This window comes from Parageobacillus sp. G301 (genome assembly GCF_030268025.1).
GTDB lineage: Bacteria > Bacillota > Bacilli > Bacillales > Anoxybacillaceae > Parageobacillus_B > Parageobacillus_B toebii.
Genome location: NZ_BSDB01000002.1, coordinates 873,215 through 887,938, shown reverse-complemented (window position 1 = coordinate 887,938; position 14,724 = coordinate 873,215). Strand labels below are relative to the sequence as shown.

General features: G+C 43.6%; 15 protein-coding genes. 1 reads left to right on the top strand and 14 read right to left on the bottom strand.

Translation table 11 applies throughout. The annotated features are described in order from the left end of the window. Nucleotides 1–47 precede the first annotated feature (47 nt). The 13 genes from QSJ37_RS13240 to zapA form a co-directional block, all read right to left on the bottom strand. The gene (locus QSJ37_RS13240; RefSeq protein WP_285755557.1) at nucleotides 48–1,235 is read right to left on the bottom strand and encodes a hypothetical protein; all 1,188 of its coding nucleotides are present in this window, start codon (nucleotides 1,233–1,235) and stop codon (nucleotides 48–50) included. Between the two features lie 347 nt (nucleotides 1,236–1,582). After that, nucleotides 1,583–1,897 carry a thioredoxin gene (trxA, locus tag QSJ37_RS13235; protein ID WP_015864729.1) on the bottom strand — a complete coding sequence of 105 codons (315 nt, stop codon included), beginning with the start codon at nucleotides 1,895–1,897 and terminating at the stop codon, nucleotides 1,583–1,585. A gap of 171 nt (nucleotides 1,898–2,068) precedes the next feature. Beyond that, nucleotides 2,069–3,046, bottom strand: coding sequence for an electron transfer flavoprotein subunit alpha/FixB family protein (locus QSJ37_RS13230; protein WP_015864730.1), 978 nt, complete (start codon nucleotides 3,044–3,046; stop codon nucleotides 2,069–2,071). Between the two features lie 25 nt (nucleotides 3,047–3,071). Continuing rightward, on the bottom strand, nucleotides 3,072–3,845 hold the full coding sequence (locus QSJ37_RS13225) for an electron transfer flavoprotein subunit beta/FixA family protein (RefSeq protein WP_015864731.1): 774 nt from the start codon (nucleotides 3,843–3,845) through the stop codon (nucleotides 3,072–3,074). 64 nt (nucleotides 3,846–3,909) lie between these two features. Beyond that, a complete protein-coding gene (locus QSJ37_RS13220) occupies nucleotides 3,910–4,683 on the bottom strand; it encodes an enoyl-CoA hydratase (RefSeq protein WP_285755556.1) in 774 nt (257 codons plus the stop codon). A 35-nt stretch (nucleotides 4,684–4,718) separates the two neighbouring features. Further along, nucleotides 4,719–5,303 carry a fatty acid metabolism transcriptional regulator FadR gene (locus QSJ37_RS13215; RefSeq protein WP_285756134.1) on the bottom strand — a complete coding sequence of 195 codons (585 nt, stop codon included), beginning with the start codon at nucleotides 5,301–5,303 and terminating at the stop codon, nucleotides 4,719–4,721. 108 nt (nucleotides 5,304–5,411) lie between these two features. Further along, nucleotides 5,412–7,085 carry a long-chain-fatty-acid--CoA ligase gene (locus QSJ37_RS13210; RefSeq protein WP_285755555.1) on the bottom strand — a complete coding sequence of 558 codons (1,674 nt, stop codon included), beginning with the start codon at nucleotides 7,083–7,085 and terminating at the stop codon, nucleotides 5,412–5,414. A 101-nt stretch (nucleotides 7,086–7,186) separates the two neighbouring features. Next, entirely contained in the window at nucleotides 7,187–7,351 is a 165-nt protein-coding gene (locus tag QSJ37_RS13205) for a hypothetical protein (RefSeq protein WP_285755554.1), read from the bottom strand. 12 nt (nucleotides 7,352–7,363) lie between these two features. Continuing rightward, nucleotides 7,364–7,771, bottom strand: coding sequence for a DUF350 domain-containing protein (locus tag QSJ37_RS13200; RefSeq protein ID WP_285755553.1), 408 nt, complete (start codon nucleotides 7,769–7,771; stop codon nucleotides 7,364–7,366). A gap of 15 nt (nucleotides 7,772–7,786) precedes the next feature. Further along, nucleotides 7,787–10,141, bottom strand: a complete 2,355-nt coding sequence (locus QSJ37_RS13195) for an endonuclease MutS2 (protein ID WP_285755552.1) — start codon at nucleotides 10,139–10,141, stop codon at nucleotides 7,787–7,789. A gap of 52 nt (nucleotides 10,142–10,193) precedes the next feature. Continuing rightward, nucleotides 10,194–11,912 (bottom strand): DNA polymerase/3'-5' exonuclease PolX, encoded by a 1,719-nt coding sequence (gene polX, locus QSJ37_RS13190; RefSeq protein WP_285755551.1) that lies wholly within the window; start codon nucleotides 11,910–11,912, stop codon nucleotides 10,194–10,196. 96 nt (nucleotides 11,913–12,008) lie between these two features. After that, a complete protein-coding gene (locus QSJ37_RS13185) occupies nucleotides 12,009–12,548 on the bottom strand; it encodes a CvpA family protein (protein ID WP_285755550.1) in 540 nt (179 codons plus the stop codon). 4 nt (nucleotides 12,549–12,552) lie between these two features. Then, on the bottom strand, nucleotides 12,553–12,816 hold the full coding sequence (gene zapA, locus QSJ37_RS13180; protein WP_015864740.1) for a cell division protein ZapA: 264 nt from the start codon (nucleotides 12,814–12,816) through the stop codon (nucleotides 12,553–12,555). A 121-nt stretch (nucleotides 12,817–12,937) separates the two neighbouring features. Here zapA and rnhC point away from each other — a divergent pair, with 121 nt between their 5' ends. Next, the gene (gene rnhC / locus QSJ37_RS13175; protein WP_285755549.1) at nucleotides 12,938–13,843 is read left to right on the top strand and encodes a ribonuclease HIII; all 906 of its coding nucleotides are present in this window, start codon (nucleotides 12,938–12,940) and stop codon (nucleotides 13,841–13,843) included. A 110-nt stretch (nucleotides 13,844–13,953) separates the two neighbouring features. Here rnhC and QSJ37_RS13170 read toward each other — a convergent pair whose 3' ends face one another. Continuing rightward, nucleotides 13,954–14,622: a type 1 glutamine amidotransferase domain-containing protein gene (locus tag QSJ37_RS13170; protein WP_285755548.1), complete on the bottom strand. Its 669-nt coding sequence runs from the start codon at nucleotides 14,620–14,622 to the stop codon at nucleotides 13,954–13,956. Nucleotides 14,623–14,724 lie beyond the last annotated feature (102 nt).

Below are 14,724 nucleotides of genomic sequence, written 5' to 3'. Positions count from 1 at the left end.
AAGAAGGCAAAAAACCTTGCTAAAGAACAAGGTTTTTTGCCTTATCGTTATTTTGCCTTTTCAATAACAGTGCTTAACGTTGCTTCTAATTGAGAAAGAAGTTTTTCTCCCTCTGCTTTATTTTTTGCTTTTGCCGCCTCAAGGTAGCGCTGCGCCTGATCATTTAGTGACGCATAAGCTTGATCGCCTAACAGCGTTTTTAAGTCACTTTCCATCATATTAATAAATAAAGCGCCTTCTAACGCAGTAATCACCGATTTATCTTGCCCCCAGCTTTCTTTACTTTCTTCATATTCATGAAGCGCCACCTTTGCCCAGCCGCGGACAAACGCTTTATTGATCGCTGCCGGATCTAGGGTTTTCACATCTGTTTGCAAATCAAATTGTTTTAAAATGTAGTCCGCTTCTTCTGGCGCATGCTTTTTCATATATGGATATACAGATTGATAAAATGCCCATCCTTCCGCTTGTTCGACTTTCGCTTCTTTTTCATCTTGTTTTGACGCATTTGCCGCCTTTGAAGCATAGCCGTGCGGAAGCGCGCCTGTCGCTAAATAAAAGGTTTTCATCAGCGTTTTATCCACGACTTGCTTTCCTAAGGAGAATGCGAGCAAATCGTCTTTTGCAGCCGCATCTTCAATTTGTGCAAACGCTCCATTAATCGCGTCCGCTAACTTTGTTCCATAAGCGGCGTCACGCTTTTCTACCGTTGGCTGTAAAATCGCGTAAAACTGCTTCGCTTCTTCGATTTCTTCTTTCACTGCTTCTTTATTTGCCCAATTTTCCTCTACTTCAGTAAACTCATGCTTGATTGTCGTATAAAATACTTTTTGCATAAGCTTATCAAAGATTTGTTTGACGACTACTGGATCGAGCGAGCCATCTTTCCCTGCCGCCAGCGCAGTAGTAATATGCTGGTCAAGCGTATCTTGAAATTCGGCGTCACGTTTTTGTACAAGCGTCTGTAAATTTTCTTCATATAGTTTTGTTACTTTATCAAAGTCAACTTTTTGCCCTTGCTTTGCTTTTTCCAGCTCGGCAATCGCCTGTTTAAACACATCGGCATAGTTAATTTCTTCCTTTTTTGTTTCCGCTAGTTTCTCTTCTTTTTGTTCAGCAGCTGTTTGCTCTTTTTTCTCCGTTTTGGTTGTTGCCGTTTCCTCGCTGTTTGAGCAAGCTCCCATCATTACCGCAAACGCTGTAAAAACAGCAAGTAATCTCCATTTCACTGACATTATGTATCCCCCCGACATTTTTGATTTGATAATGATTTTCATTAACACAAATTGATTATAATAGATAATGATTATCAGAGTCAATCATGTTTTCCATAAAAGAAAAGAGCTTGCCGTTGTTTTGGCAAACTCTGTTATTGTATTATACTTTGATAAATGAAGGGAAAAACTCATTCCCGACAATTTCTCCTCGGATAGACGGCATGGCTTGTTTTCCATGATTTAACGGTAAGTTCAGCTGCCCGGTATGCTTCTTCTAAATGCGGGCAACCGGACAAAATAAAGTATTGGAAATAAAAAAGAGATTCAGACAATATATTGCCTGAATCTCTTTGAAGAAAAATGAATTATACGTGTTTTTCCAATAGTTGAACAAGCGCTTCTTTCGGCTGATAGCCGATCGTTTTGTCAACAAGTTCGCCATTTTTGAAAACAAGCAATGTTGGAATGCTCATCACGCCGAACTTAGACGCTGTTTCTGGGTTTTCGTCGACGTTTACTTTTACGATTTTTACTTTGTCGCCCATTACTTGATCTACTTCTTCAAGAACCGGCGCAACCATGCGGCAAGGTCCACACCATGGCGCCCAGAAATCAACTAATGTTAGGCCTTCTTTCGTTTCTGCCGCAAATGTTTGATCTGTCGCATTTACAATCGCCATTTTAAATTCCTCCTATTCGCTATGATACTGTAAGCAAAGTATATCACGTAATGGAGTTTAGTGCGAATATTTTGCTTCGTTTCTAATATTCGCTTTCCGGCAGGAATTATGCCTTCGAGCAGACAGCAGAAAACGAGCAAAGCAATTCGCTTTGCCCGTTTCGTAAAAAATTTACGAATGCACTTTTAATTTTTTAAATTCTTCCGTTAACAACGGAACAACTTCGAACAAATCTCCGACAATACCGTAATCAGCGACTTTGAAAATGTTTGCCTCTGGGTCTTTGTTAATCGCTACGATGACTTTCGAGTTCGACATACCAGCTAAATGTTGAATCGCTCCGGAAATCCCGCAGGCGATATAAAGGTCTGGCGTAACGACTTTCCCAGTTTGGCCGATTTGCAGCGAATAATCGCAATATCCCGCGTCGCACGCACCGCGTGATGCACCGACAGCACCGCCTAATACTTCGGCAAGCTCTTGCAGCGGCTTAAAGCCTTCCGCACTTTTCACACCGCGTCCGCCGGCAACAATGACTTTCGCCTCAGATAGGTCGACTCCTTCCGCTGTTTTACGAACGACTTCTTTTACGATTGTACGCAAATCTTTAATGTCGACAGAAACGTTCGATACTTCTCCGGAACGCGATTCATCACGTTCTAACGGTTGAATGTTATTCGGACGAACAGTGACAAAAATGATGCCGTCTGTAACGATTTTCTTTTCAAACGCTTTTCCAGAGTAAATTGGACGTGTAAAGATAAGGTTGCCCCCAGCTTCTTCCACAGACACCACGTCGGAAACAAGGCCAGAGTTTAATTTGACCGCTAATTTCGGCGATAAGTCTTTTCCTAATGAGGTATGGCCCAATACGATCCCTTCTGGGTTTTCCGCGTCAATCACTGCTTTCAGTGCTTGAGAATAGCCGTCAGATGTATAATTTTTTAAATTTGGATGCTCTACCACAACGACGCGGTCGGCGCCGTGGAAAAATAACTCATTGGCATACGATTGGACGCTTTCGCCGACAAGGACGGATACGACTTCCCCGCCTTGGGCAATCGTTTTTGCCGCTGCGATCGCCTCAAACGAAACGTTTCTTAATGATCCATCACGAACTTCTGCTAACGTCAGTACTTTGCGTGCCATCTTTCAGTCCCCCTATTATGAAAAATTACACCACTTTTGCTTCTGAACGTAAAAGTTGAACAAGCTCTTTTACTTGATCAGCGATTTCACCTTGAAGAATTTTTCCCGCTTCTCTTTTTGGCGGCAAGAATATTTCGATCGTTTTCGTTTTCGCCGCAACATCATCTTCATCCAAATCCAAGTCATCTAATTCCAATTCATCAAGCGGTTTCTTTTTCGCCTTCATAATGCCTGGAAGCGAAGGATAGCGCGGCTCGTTAAGTCCTTGTTGCGCTGTCACAAGCAGTGGAAGCGATGTTTCGATCACTTCTTCGTCTCCTTCCACATCGCGGACGATCGTTACTTTATCGCCGTCAATATCTAGTTTCGTAATTGTCGTCACATACGGGATTCCCAGCAATTCCGCTACGCGCGGGCCAACTTGTCCCGAACCGCCATCAATGGCGACATTTCCAGCCAAGATCAAATCAGGGTTTTTGTCTTTTAAATATTCGGCAAGAACTTTCGCCGTTGTGTATTGATCTTGTTCTTCAACATCTTCTTCAATATTAATGAGTACCGCCTTATCGCAGCCCATCGCTAGCGCCGTGCGCAATTCTTTTTCCGCATCCTCATTGCCCACCGTCACAACTGTTACTTCACCGCCATGTTTGTCGCGTACTTGAATCGCTTCCTCAATTGCGTATTCATCGTACGGGTTGATAATAAATTCTGCTCCTTCTTCGTTTACTCTGCCATCTGCAATCGTAATTTTTTCTTCTGTATCGAATGTGCGCTTCATTAAGACGAAAATGTTCATGTGAGTCCCTCCTTGTTTTGATTAAACATTACTTCAGTTTTAAATATTCCGTCAATTAAAAACATTATTTACCATGAAAGATCGGCGGACGCTTTTCAATGAACGCTTGCACTCCTTCTTTCGCGTCTTCTGTTGTGAACATGCTTCCAAACAGCTTCGCTTCCTCACGCACTGCTTCCTGGAACGGTTTTTCTTTAAAAGAATTTAAAAGCTGCAATGTAGCGCGAACCGAAATCGGGCCTTTTTGCGCGATTTTTTTCGCCAGTTTTTTTGCTTCCTCGAGCAATTGCTCTTCTGGCACCACTTTGTTTGCTAATCCCCACTGCACCGCTTCTGTTCCGGTAATCGGCTCGCTCGTCAACATCATCTCGGCCGCTTTACCGAAGCCGACGTAGCGAGGAAGCCGCTGCGTGCCGGCAAAGCCAGGTATGATGCCAAGCTGCAGCTCTGGCAGGCCGAGTTTGGCGTTTTCGGAAACAATGCGGATATGGCAGCTCATCGCCAGCTCCAGTCCACCGCCTAGCGCTGCGCCATGGATGGCCGCAATCACTGGTTTTGGAAAGCGCTCGATTCGTTCCAACACTTGCTGTCCATTTTGCGACAGCACTGTCGCTTCATCGCTGGACGCTATAGAAGTAAACTCTTTAATATCCGCTCCTGCGGAGAAAAATCTTCCTTCGCCGTGAAGAAGCACAACACGGACGTTATCATCCGCCTCCAGCTCATCGAGCAAGGCTGAAAGCTCTTTCAATACAGCGGATGAAAGAGCGTTTGCCGGCGGACGAGAAAACGTTACGTCCGCGACAAACTCTTCTTTATGGACACGAAAAAATTCCATTATCCTCTTCTCCCCCTTTAAACAAATATGCTGTCTTACGAAGATGCACAACCTTTTGTTAACAATTCGTACACTGGCTTTGCTAATGCGACTAGATCATACTTTTGCTCGTTCATTACCCATGTCGTCACCGTTTCGTCAATCGCTCCAAAAATCATTTGCCTTGCAAGCCGAATATCTAAATCACGGCGAAACTCGCCTTTTTCGATCCCTTCTTTTACAATTTCGTCAATAATGCGCAAATATCTTTTTAACACATCGTTAATGCGATGTCGCAATTCTTTGTTCGATTGACGCAATTCCAGTTGAGTAACGACGGCTAAATGAGGATCCGCGGCCAGTGATTCGAAATGTTTCTTTACTAATACGTACAATTTCTCTAAAGGACTCGAAATTCCTGCTATCTCTTGTTCAATTTTCTCAATAAAGGAGCCCATTTTTTCCTCAAACACCGATATAAGAATGTCTTCTTTATTTTTAAAATAAAGATAAATCGTGCCGTCTGCGACCCCCGCTCGTTTTGCGATTTTCGATACTTGCGCCTGGTGGTATCCATTTTCAGCAATCACTACCACCGCTGCATCGATAATTTGTTTAAATTTTGGCTTATCTCTCCTCAACATTCATTCTCCTTTACAAAACATGAATGATCATTCATTCATATTTCCATTTTAAGGACTCCTTATTTATTTTGTCAAGATGATCTTTTGCAAAAACTTCAACAATCTTCATCCTTTCTTCATTTCTTCCTCCAGCAATGCTCTTCGCAAAATTTTCCCAACCGCTGTTTTTGGAAGTTCTTTGCGAAATTCATACATTCGCGGCACTTTATATGCCGCCAATCGGCTTCGCATAAATTGATCCAATTCCTCTTGTGTGCATTGTTCTCCTTGTTTAAGAACGACAAACGCCTTTACCGTTTCTCCACGATATTCATCTGGAACGCCAATGACTACCGCTTCCTGTACTTTCGGATGTTCATATAATACTTCTTCCACTTCACGTGGATAAATGTTGTAGCCGCTCGCAATAATCATATCTTTTTTCCGGTCGACGATATAGAAATAACCGCGCTCATCCATATAACCAACATCTCCCGTATATAGCCATCCGTCACGTAAAACATTCTCTGTTTCATGCGGCTGATTCCAGTATCCTTTCATCACTTGCGGTCCGCGAATAATAAGTTCACCAATTTCATTGGCTTTTGCTTCTTCCCCTGTTTCCAATGATATAATTTTCGCTTCCGTATCTGGCCATGGCACTCCGATGCTTCCTTTTACCCGTTCTCCATCCCATACAAAATTGCTGTGAGTAACAGGCGATGCTTCCGTCAACCCATATCCTTCAATCAGTTTTCCGCCAGTCAATTTTTCAAATTTCTCCTGAACTTCCACTGGCAATGGCGCTGATCCGCTAATGCATACTTTGATCGATGACAAATCATAGCGCGATAAATTTGGATGATTTAAAAGCGCAATATACATCGTTGGCGCTCCAGGAAACAACGTTGGTCTTAGTTTTTCAATCGTTTTTAATGTTGTTTCCGCATCAAATTTCGGCAAAAGAATCATTTTATACGCTTGCATAATCGCTAAATTCATGATCGTTGTCATGCCATATACATGGAAAAACGGCAAAATTCCCAAAATCGACTCCGTTCCTTTTCCGCATCGATACATCCAATGAGCACACATCAACGTATTGGCGATTAAATTTCGGTGCGTAAGCATGGCCGCTTTTGGAACGCCGGTTGTTCCTCCGGTATACTGCAATAACGCGACATCTTCAACAGGGTCGATCTCCACGTTTGGCTCCGTTGCGTTCGGACGGGCTATTATTTTGGAAAATAGATGCTGGTCGCTCCGTTCTTCCGCTTTGACAATCACTGGCTGCTGCTTCCGTTGCATGAGCGGATATAGCCATTTTTTTATCGTTGGCAAATAGTCTTTAATGCTCGTAATAATAAGATGTTTCACTTTTGTATTTGCTTTTACTTTTGCTGCTTTTGGATAAAGCATATCTAATGTGATAAGCATCATTGCTCCGCTGTCGTTTAGCTGATATTCCAATTCGTGCTCCGTATAAAGCGGATTGGTCTGTACGACAATGCCGCCCGCGAACAGCACACCATAATAGCTGATAACCGCTTGTGGACAGTTTGGCAGCATGATCGACACACGATCCCCTTTTTGCAGCCCGAGTTGTCTCAAATAATTTGCCAATGTGAGCGCCTGTTCATAAACTTCACGGAATGTAAGCGTTTTCCCAAGGAAATAAATCGCATCATGCTCGCCAAATTCCGCCGCCGTTTCCCGCAAGTAATCAGACAATGTTTTATTAGGATAGTCAAGGTGATGCGGAATTTCTGGCGGATAATGAGTAAGCCATGGTTTTTCCATCGTACTCCCCCATATTCAAAAAATTTCAAGTGGTTTATCTTTATTTTATTACACTTTTTTGAATTTTACATCAAAAAAAAACGCCCTGCTTCGCAAGGGCGCTAAAAAAACAAATAGATGACGCCGATAAGAACAAAAAACGCGCATAGTATAAACAATAATTTTGCCAATGTTTCCATCGTTTTATTTTTCGACGCTAAATAGACAATGCCAACGATCAAAAAAATTCCACATAAAACAAGCAATATTCTTACTAACGTCTCCATCTTTTAACTCCTTTACCGAATCCCTTCTCCAATGACAAACGATAAGCCGATGGAAATAGCCATGGAAATCATCCCAACTGCCCGATTGTCTTTCGCAATCTCTTCGTCGATATTAAATTTTGGAGTAAGAAACTCATAAATAAAATACGCAACGAGCAGCAAAATAAAGCCATACACTCCCCAGCCGATTATCGCCAGCAGTGATTCGTGATGGCGAAGAGCATACCGGAAAATATTGGCAATGCCAAAAATTTTCCCGCCTGTTGCCATCGCCACCGCGACATTTCCTTTTTGAATCTCTTCCCAATTTTTATATTTTGTCACTAGCTCAAATATAGCTAAAAATACGACCATGCATAAAACAGCCACGCTAAAATTGGCGGCAATCTTTACGATTTCGTTTTCCCAAAACGAGCTCATCACGTCCTCTCCTCGTCATTTCAATTCGACAATCGTTACCCCTGTTCCTCCTTCATTTGCTTCACCAAAACGGAAGTTTTTTACAGCTCTATGCTTTTTCAAAAATTCTTGCACCCCTTTGCGAAGCGCTCCTGTCCCTTTTCCGTGAATGATCGAAACGCGAGGATATCCCGCTAAAAGCGCATCATCAATATATTTTTCTAAACGGACTATCGCATCTTCGTATCGTTCCCCGCGCAAGTCAAGCTCCAATCCGACATGATAGTCTTTTCCTTTTACGGTAGCGAGCGGTTTTGTCTCCGTTTTCGGCGCACTGCCGATATATTCTAAATCCCGTTCGTTGATTTTCATCTTTAAAATGCCGAGCTGTACTTGCCACTCATCATCAGAAACCTTTTCCACAAGATATCCTTTTTGATTTAAACTTGTCACTTTTACTTCATCGCCAGGCTGAAAGGCGTGCTGCGTCTGTTTTTTTCTTTCTTTTTTCTTCTTCTCTAATGTTGGAATCGCTTCTTGTAGGCGTTTTTTCGCCTCGATCAGTTCATGCTCTTTAATTTCCGATTGTTTTTCTTTTTGCATTCGGCGAAGTTCGCGAATAATTCGCTCGGCCTCTTGCTGGGAAGCACGGACGATGTCGGCTGCTTTCCGTTTCGCTTCTTCTATTATTTCATCGCGTTTTTCATGAAGTTCTTCCCATTTTTGCTCCCAATCGCTGCGGAGTTTTTCCGCTTCCATGCGCGCTTCTTTTGCTTTTTTCTCTTCCTCTTCCGCCCGCTTCTTGCTTTGTTCTAGCGAAGCGATCATATTTTCCACTTTGTTGCTTTCTGCGCTAATATGCGATTTTGCCCGTTCGATAATGCGCTCATCGAGTCCAAGCCGCTGCGATATTTCAAAGGCATTGCTTCGCCCCGGGATGCCAATCAATAACTTATACGTCGGACGAAGCGTTTCGGTGTCAAATTCGACACTCGCATTGATCACGCCGTCACGATTGTATCCGTATGCTTTTAACTCTGGATAATGGGTGGTCGCCACCGTACGTGCTCCGCGCCCGTGCACTTCATCTAAAATGGCGATTGCCAATGCCGCGCCTTCTTGCGGATCGGTTCCCGCACCTAATTCATCGAATAAAACGAGACTTTCATGATCAACGTTGCGTAAAATATCAACGATATTGACCATATGAGAAGAAAACGTGCTTAAACTTTGTTCAATCGATTGCTCATCCCCGATATCCGCATAGACGGAACGGAATACTGCTAATTCAGAACCATCGAGCGCAGGAATAAATAAGCCTGCTTGCGCCATCAATGTCAATAATCCGATCGTTTTTAATGTGACTGTTTTCCCACCGGTGTTTGGACCGGTAATAACGATCGTTGTATAGTCTTTGCCAAGCTCAATGTCATTCGGAACAACAACGTCTTGGTCAATGAGCGGATGGCGCGCCTGTAATAACCGGATATAGCCGCGATCATTCATCGCGGGCTTTGTCGCTTTCAATTTATTGGCATATTTTGCTTTAGCGAAAATAAAATCGAGCTGTGCCAATATGTCGACATTTTCGAGCAATGCTTCCGCGTGTTCGGCTACAATGCCTGTCAACTCCGTTAAAATCCGCTCAATTTCTCGTTTCTCTTTGACACGCGCTTCTTGGAGCTGGTTATTTAATTCTACCACTGCTTGCGGTTCAATAAACAATGTTGCTCCCGAAGCCGATTGATCATGGACAATGCCGCCGTAAGCACCGCGATACTCCTGTTTTACTGGAATGACGTAGCGGTCGTTGCGAATCGTAATAATCGCATCAGATAACATTTTTTGCGCCGACTGCGAACGAATGATATTCTCTAATTTTTCGCGCACTCGCGCCTCAGTTGTTCGAAGCTGCTGGCGGATAGAACGCAGCCGTTCGCTCGCATGATCCATCACTTCACCATGATCATCAATACAGCGTTCAATGGCCTGCTGCACTTCCGGAAGCGCAGCAAGTTTTTCCGCATAGCCTGCCAAATGAGGAAACTCTTCTTTCTCTTCATGCAGAGATTCAATAAACTGCTTCAATTGCCGGCTTGCAGAAATGGTGCTCGCAATATCTAGAAGCTCATGCGGACTAAGCGTTCCGCCGATTTTCGCACGCTTGAGGCTTGCGCGGATGTCAAAAATGCCGCCGAGCGGAACGTGCCCGCGCAGACGAAGCGCAGCTACCGCCTCGTCTGTTTCTTCTTGCCAGTTTGTGACCTCGTCAAAATGCGAAGAAGGAAATAGTTTTTCTACCTTTTCTTTTCCTAATGACGAAGATACATGTTCTAATAACTGCTCTTTTACTTTATCAAATTCTAATACGTGAAGCACTCTTGTATGCACGGATGAAAAACCTCCATCTGAAAATTGTCAACCAATTCGATTCCGAATACGTTTATCGATTGCGCAGCAAAAAGCTGCGCAACTCTTCAAGAGACCATGTATTGATCACCATTTCCTTGCGAATCCATCCTTTTCGTGCGGTTATGACCCCTATTTCCATATGGTCAAGCATGTCCAAATGGTGGGCATCTGTATTAATCGCGATTTTTACTCCAGCATCTTGCGCTTTTTTCAAATAGGAATATGATAAATCGAGACGGTTCGGATTCGCATTTAACTCAAGCGCCGTATTCGTTTCCCGCGCCAATTCGATAAGCATGTCTATATCTACGTCATATCCGTCTCGCTTTCCGATTAACCGCCCTGTCGGATGAGCGATCAAATCAACATGACGATTGCGAAGCGCAGCAGTAAGACGCTTCATAATCACGTCACGCGGCTGGGAAAAACTTGAATGAATCGCGGCGATGACAAAGTCAAGTTCTTCGAGAACGTCATCATCGTAATCAAGTGTTCCATCTGGCAAAATATCCATTTCTATGCCAGCCAAAATCGTAAAATCATCATATTTCGCGTTTAACCGTTCAATTTCTTCGCGCTGCCGCTTTAACCGTTCGACCGTCAGCCCGTTGGCGACCTTTAAATATTGAGAATGGTCGGTAATCGCCATATAGCGGTAGCCTTTTTTCCGGCATGCTTCCGCCATTTCCTCAATCGAGCACGCTCCGTCGCTCCAAGTAGAGTGCATATGCAAATCTCCTTGAATGTGGGAAAGACAAAGAAGTGGATAGTCGTCGCGATAGCGGTCGACTTCTGTCCCATCTTCCCTTAGTTCCGGCGGAATAAACGACAACTGAAAATGGGCAAAAAACGCTTGTTCATCAGAAAATGTTTTCACTTCTCCCGTTTTCACATTTTCTACTCCATACTCACTAATTTTTTCACCGCGCTCTTTTGCCAGCTGCCGCATGCGAACATTATGTTCTTTCGATCCCGTAAAATGATGGAGTGTCGTGGCGAACTGCTCCGGTGTCACTAAACGAAAATCAACAGCAATTTCATACTCATAGCGAAGCTGTAGGGACACTTTCGTATCACCGTTTGCAATCACATCTGAGACATTCGCTAGCTTCAATAACTGTTCCCGCACAAGATGCGGATCGTTCGTTGCGATAATGAAATCTAAATCTTTCACTGTTTCCTTCATTCGCCGCAAACTGCCGGCACGAGAAAAACGAACGATTCCTTCCATATTTTTAAGCTGATTTTCTATTTCCTCGGCAATCGGCAGCACAAAGGCTAACGAAAGCCGTTCCGGGCGAGAACCGATTTCTTCAATGGCGGCTAAAAGCTTTTCTTCTGTTTTCTTTCCGAAGCCTGGAAGCTGCTGTATTTTCTGCTCGAGACAAGCTTCTTTTAATGAAGCAATATCCACAATGCCCAGTTCTTGATATAGCTTTGCGATTTTCTTGCCGCCAAGTCCGGGAAGCCGAAGCAGGGTAAGCAAGCTCTCTGGAATTTCCTGTTTCAATTGTTCAAGAACGCTGGACGTTCCTGTTTCCAAAAATTCATGAATGACGCTTGCCGTCCCCTTTCCGATGCCGGGAATCGCGGTGAAATCGTCTATTTCCGCAATGCTTCGTTCATCGGTTTCCAATGCGCTTGCCGCTTTGCGAAACGCCGCAATTTTAAACGGATTTTCTCCTTTGATTTCCATATATAGCGCAATCGTCTCCAACAGACGAATGACATCTTTTTTATTTCCTTTCATTTTATCCCCACCTATCCGTACAACCCACTACGAAACATAATACAAGTTTTTTATGAAAAAGTACAAAAAAACTTCCCTATGAATATAGAGAAGTTACTATGCCATATAATGAATCCACATTTGCTTCAACATATCAGACAAAAACGGAGTGTGCTTCACAATCACTGTTGCCATAAAAGAATGTTGAAGCTTCGTTTGTATGCTTTCAATTGGGATAAGCGCACCAACGTATAAAAGTAAAAATACGATTAAGTACACTTCGATAAATCCCAACGCTCCGCCAGCCCAGCGGTTAATGCTGCGAAGAATCGGCAATTGCGCCACAAAATCAAGCATCGAACCGATGATTTGCAGCACAATTTTCGTTGCGAAGAATAAAATCGCAAATGCGATCGCTCGATAGTATGCTTCATCCAAATGCGTGCTTTCAAACAGCAGTTTGGCCGTCTCCGGATCGCCGAACGTCGGATACGGAATCCACAGACGCAGCGGAGGCACTAATTTTTCATAATAAAGATAAGCGACGACAAAAGCGATGATAAAGCCGGCCATATGAATAAATTGCAAAATAAATCCCCGTTTTAGACCAATCATAAACCCCATTAAAAGGATAAAGAGCAAAAGAAGATCGACCATTCCGTTACTCATCCTTTTCTTTATGTAGTTTTTGTAAAAGCCGATCATATTCTTCTTTTAATTTTATATAATCATGAACGATGTTAATGGCTGTCAGTACCGCTAGTTTACTAATATCCAATGTCGGATTTTTCTCGCTAATCTCCCGCATTTTATCGTCGACAATGGATGCCACTAAACGAATATGGCTTGAGCTTTCTGTGCCAACGATCGTATATTGCTGTCCGTATATATCGACTGTCACCCGCGTTTTTTGTTGCTCCGCCAAATGATTTCCCCCATTCCTCAAAATCCTATTGTTTATCATAACATGAATGCTGATATAATGAAAAGATACGACTACTATGATATGCAAAAGAAAAAACGATAGTGATTAGGAGTGAATGGCCATGACAAATCACGTCATCACGGCAACAGCGACGATGCTTGAAGAAATGCGGAATCATTACGCTTCCGATATAACCGGACACCTTCCTGCAGGTGCTTTGTTCGTTGCCAAACGGTCCGGCTGCACGATTACCGCTTACCGCACGGGAAAAGTGCTGTTTCAAGGAAAAGAGGCAGAACAAGAAGCGGCAAAATGGATGAAAGAATCGGATCAAAAGGAAGCGCCAGTCTCCCAGCCCCCCTTGGCTGCCGCATCGGCAATCGGCTCCGATGAAGTCGGAACCGGAGATTATTTCGGACCAGTTGTCGTTGCCGCCGCATATGTTGCCAAAGACCAAATGGATGCGATCACAGCAATGGGAATAAAAGATTCGAAACTGTTGACGGATGAAGCCATCCGACGGCTCGCCCCGTCGCTTATGAACATGATCCCGAACCAAACGGTTATACTGTCCAATCCAATGTATAATGATTGGCAACGAAGCGGAATGCCGCAAACGAAAATAAAAGCGTTGCTGCATAATGAAGCGATTGGAAAGCTTGTCAAACAGCTTTCCCCTATAGAACCGGAAGCGATTATTATTGACCAATTTATTGAACGGGACTTATATTTTCGCTACCTCGAAAACGAAACAAATGTCGTCCGCGATCATGTGTATTGCTACCCGAAGGCAGAAACGGTTCATGTTGCAGTGGCCGCTGCTTCGATAATCGCCCGCTACGTATTTTTGCAGGAAATGGAGCGATTAAGCAAAGAAGTGGGCATGACATTGCCAAAAGGAGCGGGAGCGCAAGTCGATCAGGCCGCCGCCAATCTTATCCAAACGCATGGGCCTGCCATTCTCGAAACGTGCGCGAAGCTTCATTTTGCTAATACCGAAAAAGCAGCGCGGATTGCTAAAAAGTAAACATAAAAAGAGGATGGCTCGAAAAGATCGTTATTAACGACCTTTTGAGTCAGCCTCTCTTTGTTCATACATAGACGAGTAAGTTTAGCTCCCGCTGCCGGTTATCATCTTTACTTGCTTCTCTCCTCCAGCGCCTCAACAACCTTTTCCGCCGTGCTTCTGCTTGATTGCGGGTTTTGCCCTGTAATTAAATTGCCGTCACGTACGGAGAAGTCCGTCCATTTTTCACCGTGAACAAAATTGGCGCCTCTTAAGCGCAACGTTGATTCAAGCAAAAACGGCATATATTGGTCTAATTGCACTTCTCTTTCTTCTTCATCTGTAAATGCGGTTACCGTTTTTCCTTTGACAAGCGGTGTTCCGTCTTTATATGTTACATTGACAAGCCCGGACGGACCGTGACACACAGCGCCAATGATTCTTCCATCTTCGGCAAATTGCTGCAGGACGTATTGCAATGTTTCATTATCTGGAAAATCGAACATCGTCCCATGACCGCCAGGAAGGAAAATCGCATCAAATCCAGTTGCATCGTCTTCGCTTAAGCGGGCCGTATTTTTCAACTCTTTTTCAGCTTCTGCCCAAGCTGGATCTTTTTCTTCAATGCTGCGCGGATCAAGCGGCACTTCCCCGCCTTGGATGCTTGCCACTTTCACGTCATATCCTTTTTCTTTAAAGACAAGATATGGAACGGCGAATTCCTCAAGCCAAAGCCCCGTTTTATGATCGTCGGTAATCGTTGTATGGTTGGTAACCACCATCAGCACACGCTTGCTCATTGGTTATTCCTCCTTTTATCGAATTCGTACTTTTATCATAGATTACCTTTCACAAAAGCACCAATAAATATGCTCAAAAAAATCGGGATCCTTGCCAGATCC

Excerpts from the sequence above, each read along its gene's own strand:
- QSJ37_RS13240 (WP_285755557.1), bottom strand. The coding sequence starts at position 1,235 with ATGTCAGTGAAATGGAGATTACTTGCTGTTTTTACAGCGTTTGCGGTA.
- trxA (WP_015864729.1), bottom strand. The coding sequence starts at position 1,897 with ATGGCGATTGTAAATGCGACAGATCAAACATTTGCGGCAGAAACGAAA.
- QSJ37_RS13230 (WP_015864730.1), bottom strand. The coding sequence starts at position 3,046 with ATGGCACGCAAAGTACTGACGTTAGCAGAAGTTCGTGATGGATCATTA.
- QSJ37_RS13225 (WP_015864731.1), bottom strand. The coding sequence starts at position 3,845 with ATGAACATTTTCGTCTTAATGAAGCGCACATTCGATACAGAAGAAAAA.
- QSJ37_RS13220 (WP_285755556.1), bottom strand. The coding sequence starts at position 4,683 with ATGGAATTTTTTCGTGTCCATAAAGAAGAGTTTGTCGCGGACGTAACG.
- QSJ37_RS13210 (WP_285755555.1), bottom strand. The coding sequence starts at position 7,085 with ATGGAAAAACCATGGCTTACTCATTATCCGCCAGAAATTCCGCATCAC.
- QSJ37_RS13205 (WP_285755554.1), bottom strand. The coding sequence starts at position 7,351 with ATGGAGACGTTAGTAAGAATATTGCTTGTTTTATGTGGAATTTTTTTG.
- QSJ37_RS13200 (WP_285755553.1), bottom strand. The coding sequence starts at position 7,771 with ATGAGCTCGTTTTGGGAAAACGAAATCGTAAAGATTGCCGCCAATTTT.
- polX (WP_285755551.1), bottom strand. The coding sequence starts at position 11,912 with ATGAAAGGAAATAAAAAAGATGTCATTCGTCTGTTGGAGACGATTGCG.
- QSJ37_RS13185 (WP_285755550.1), bottom strand. The coding sequence starts at position 12,548 with ATGGTCGATCTTCTTTTGCTCTTTATCCTTTTAATGGGGTTTATGATT.
- rnhC (WP_285755549.1), top strand. The coding sequence starts at position 12,938 with ATGACAAATCACGTCATCACGGCAACAGCGACGATGCTTGAAGAAATG.
- QSJ37_RS13170 (WP_285755548.1), bottom strand. The coding sequence starts at position 14,622 with ATGAGCAAGCGTGTGCTGATGGTGGTTACCAACCATACAACGATTACC.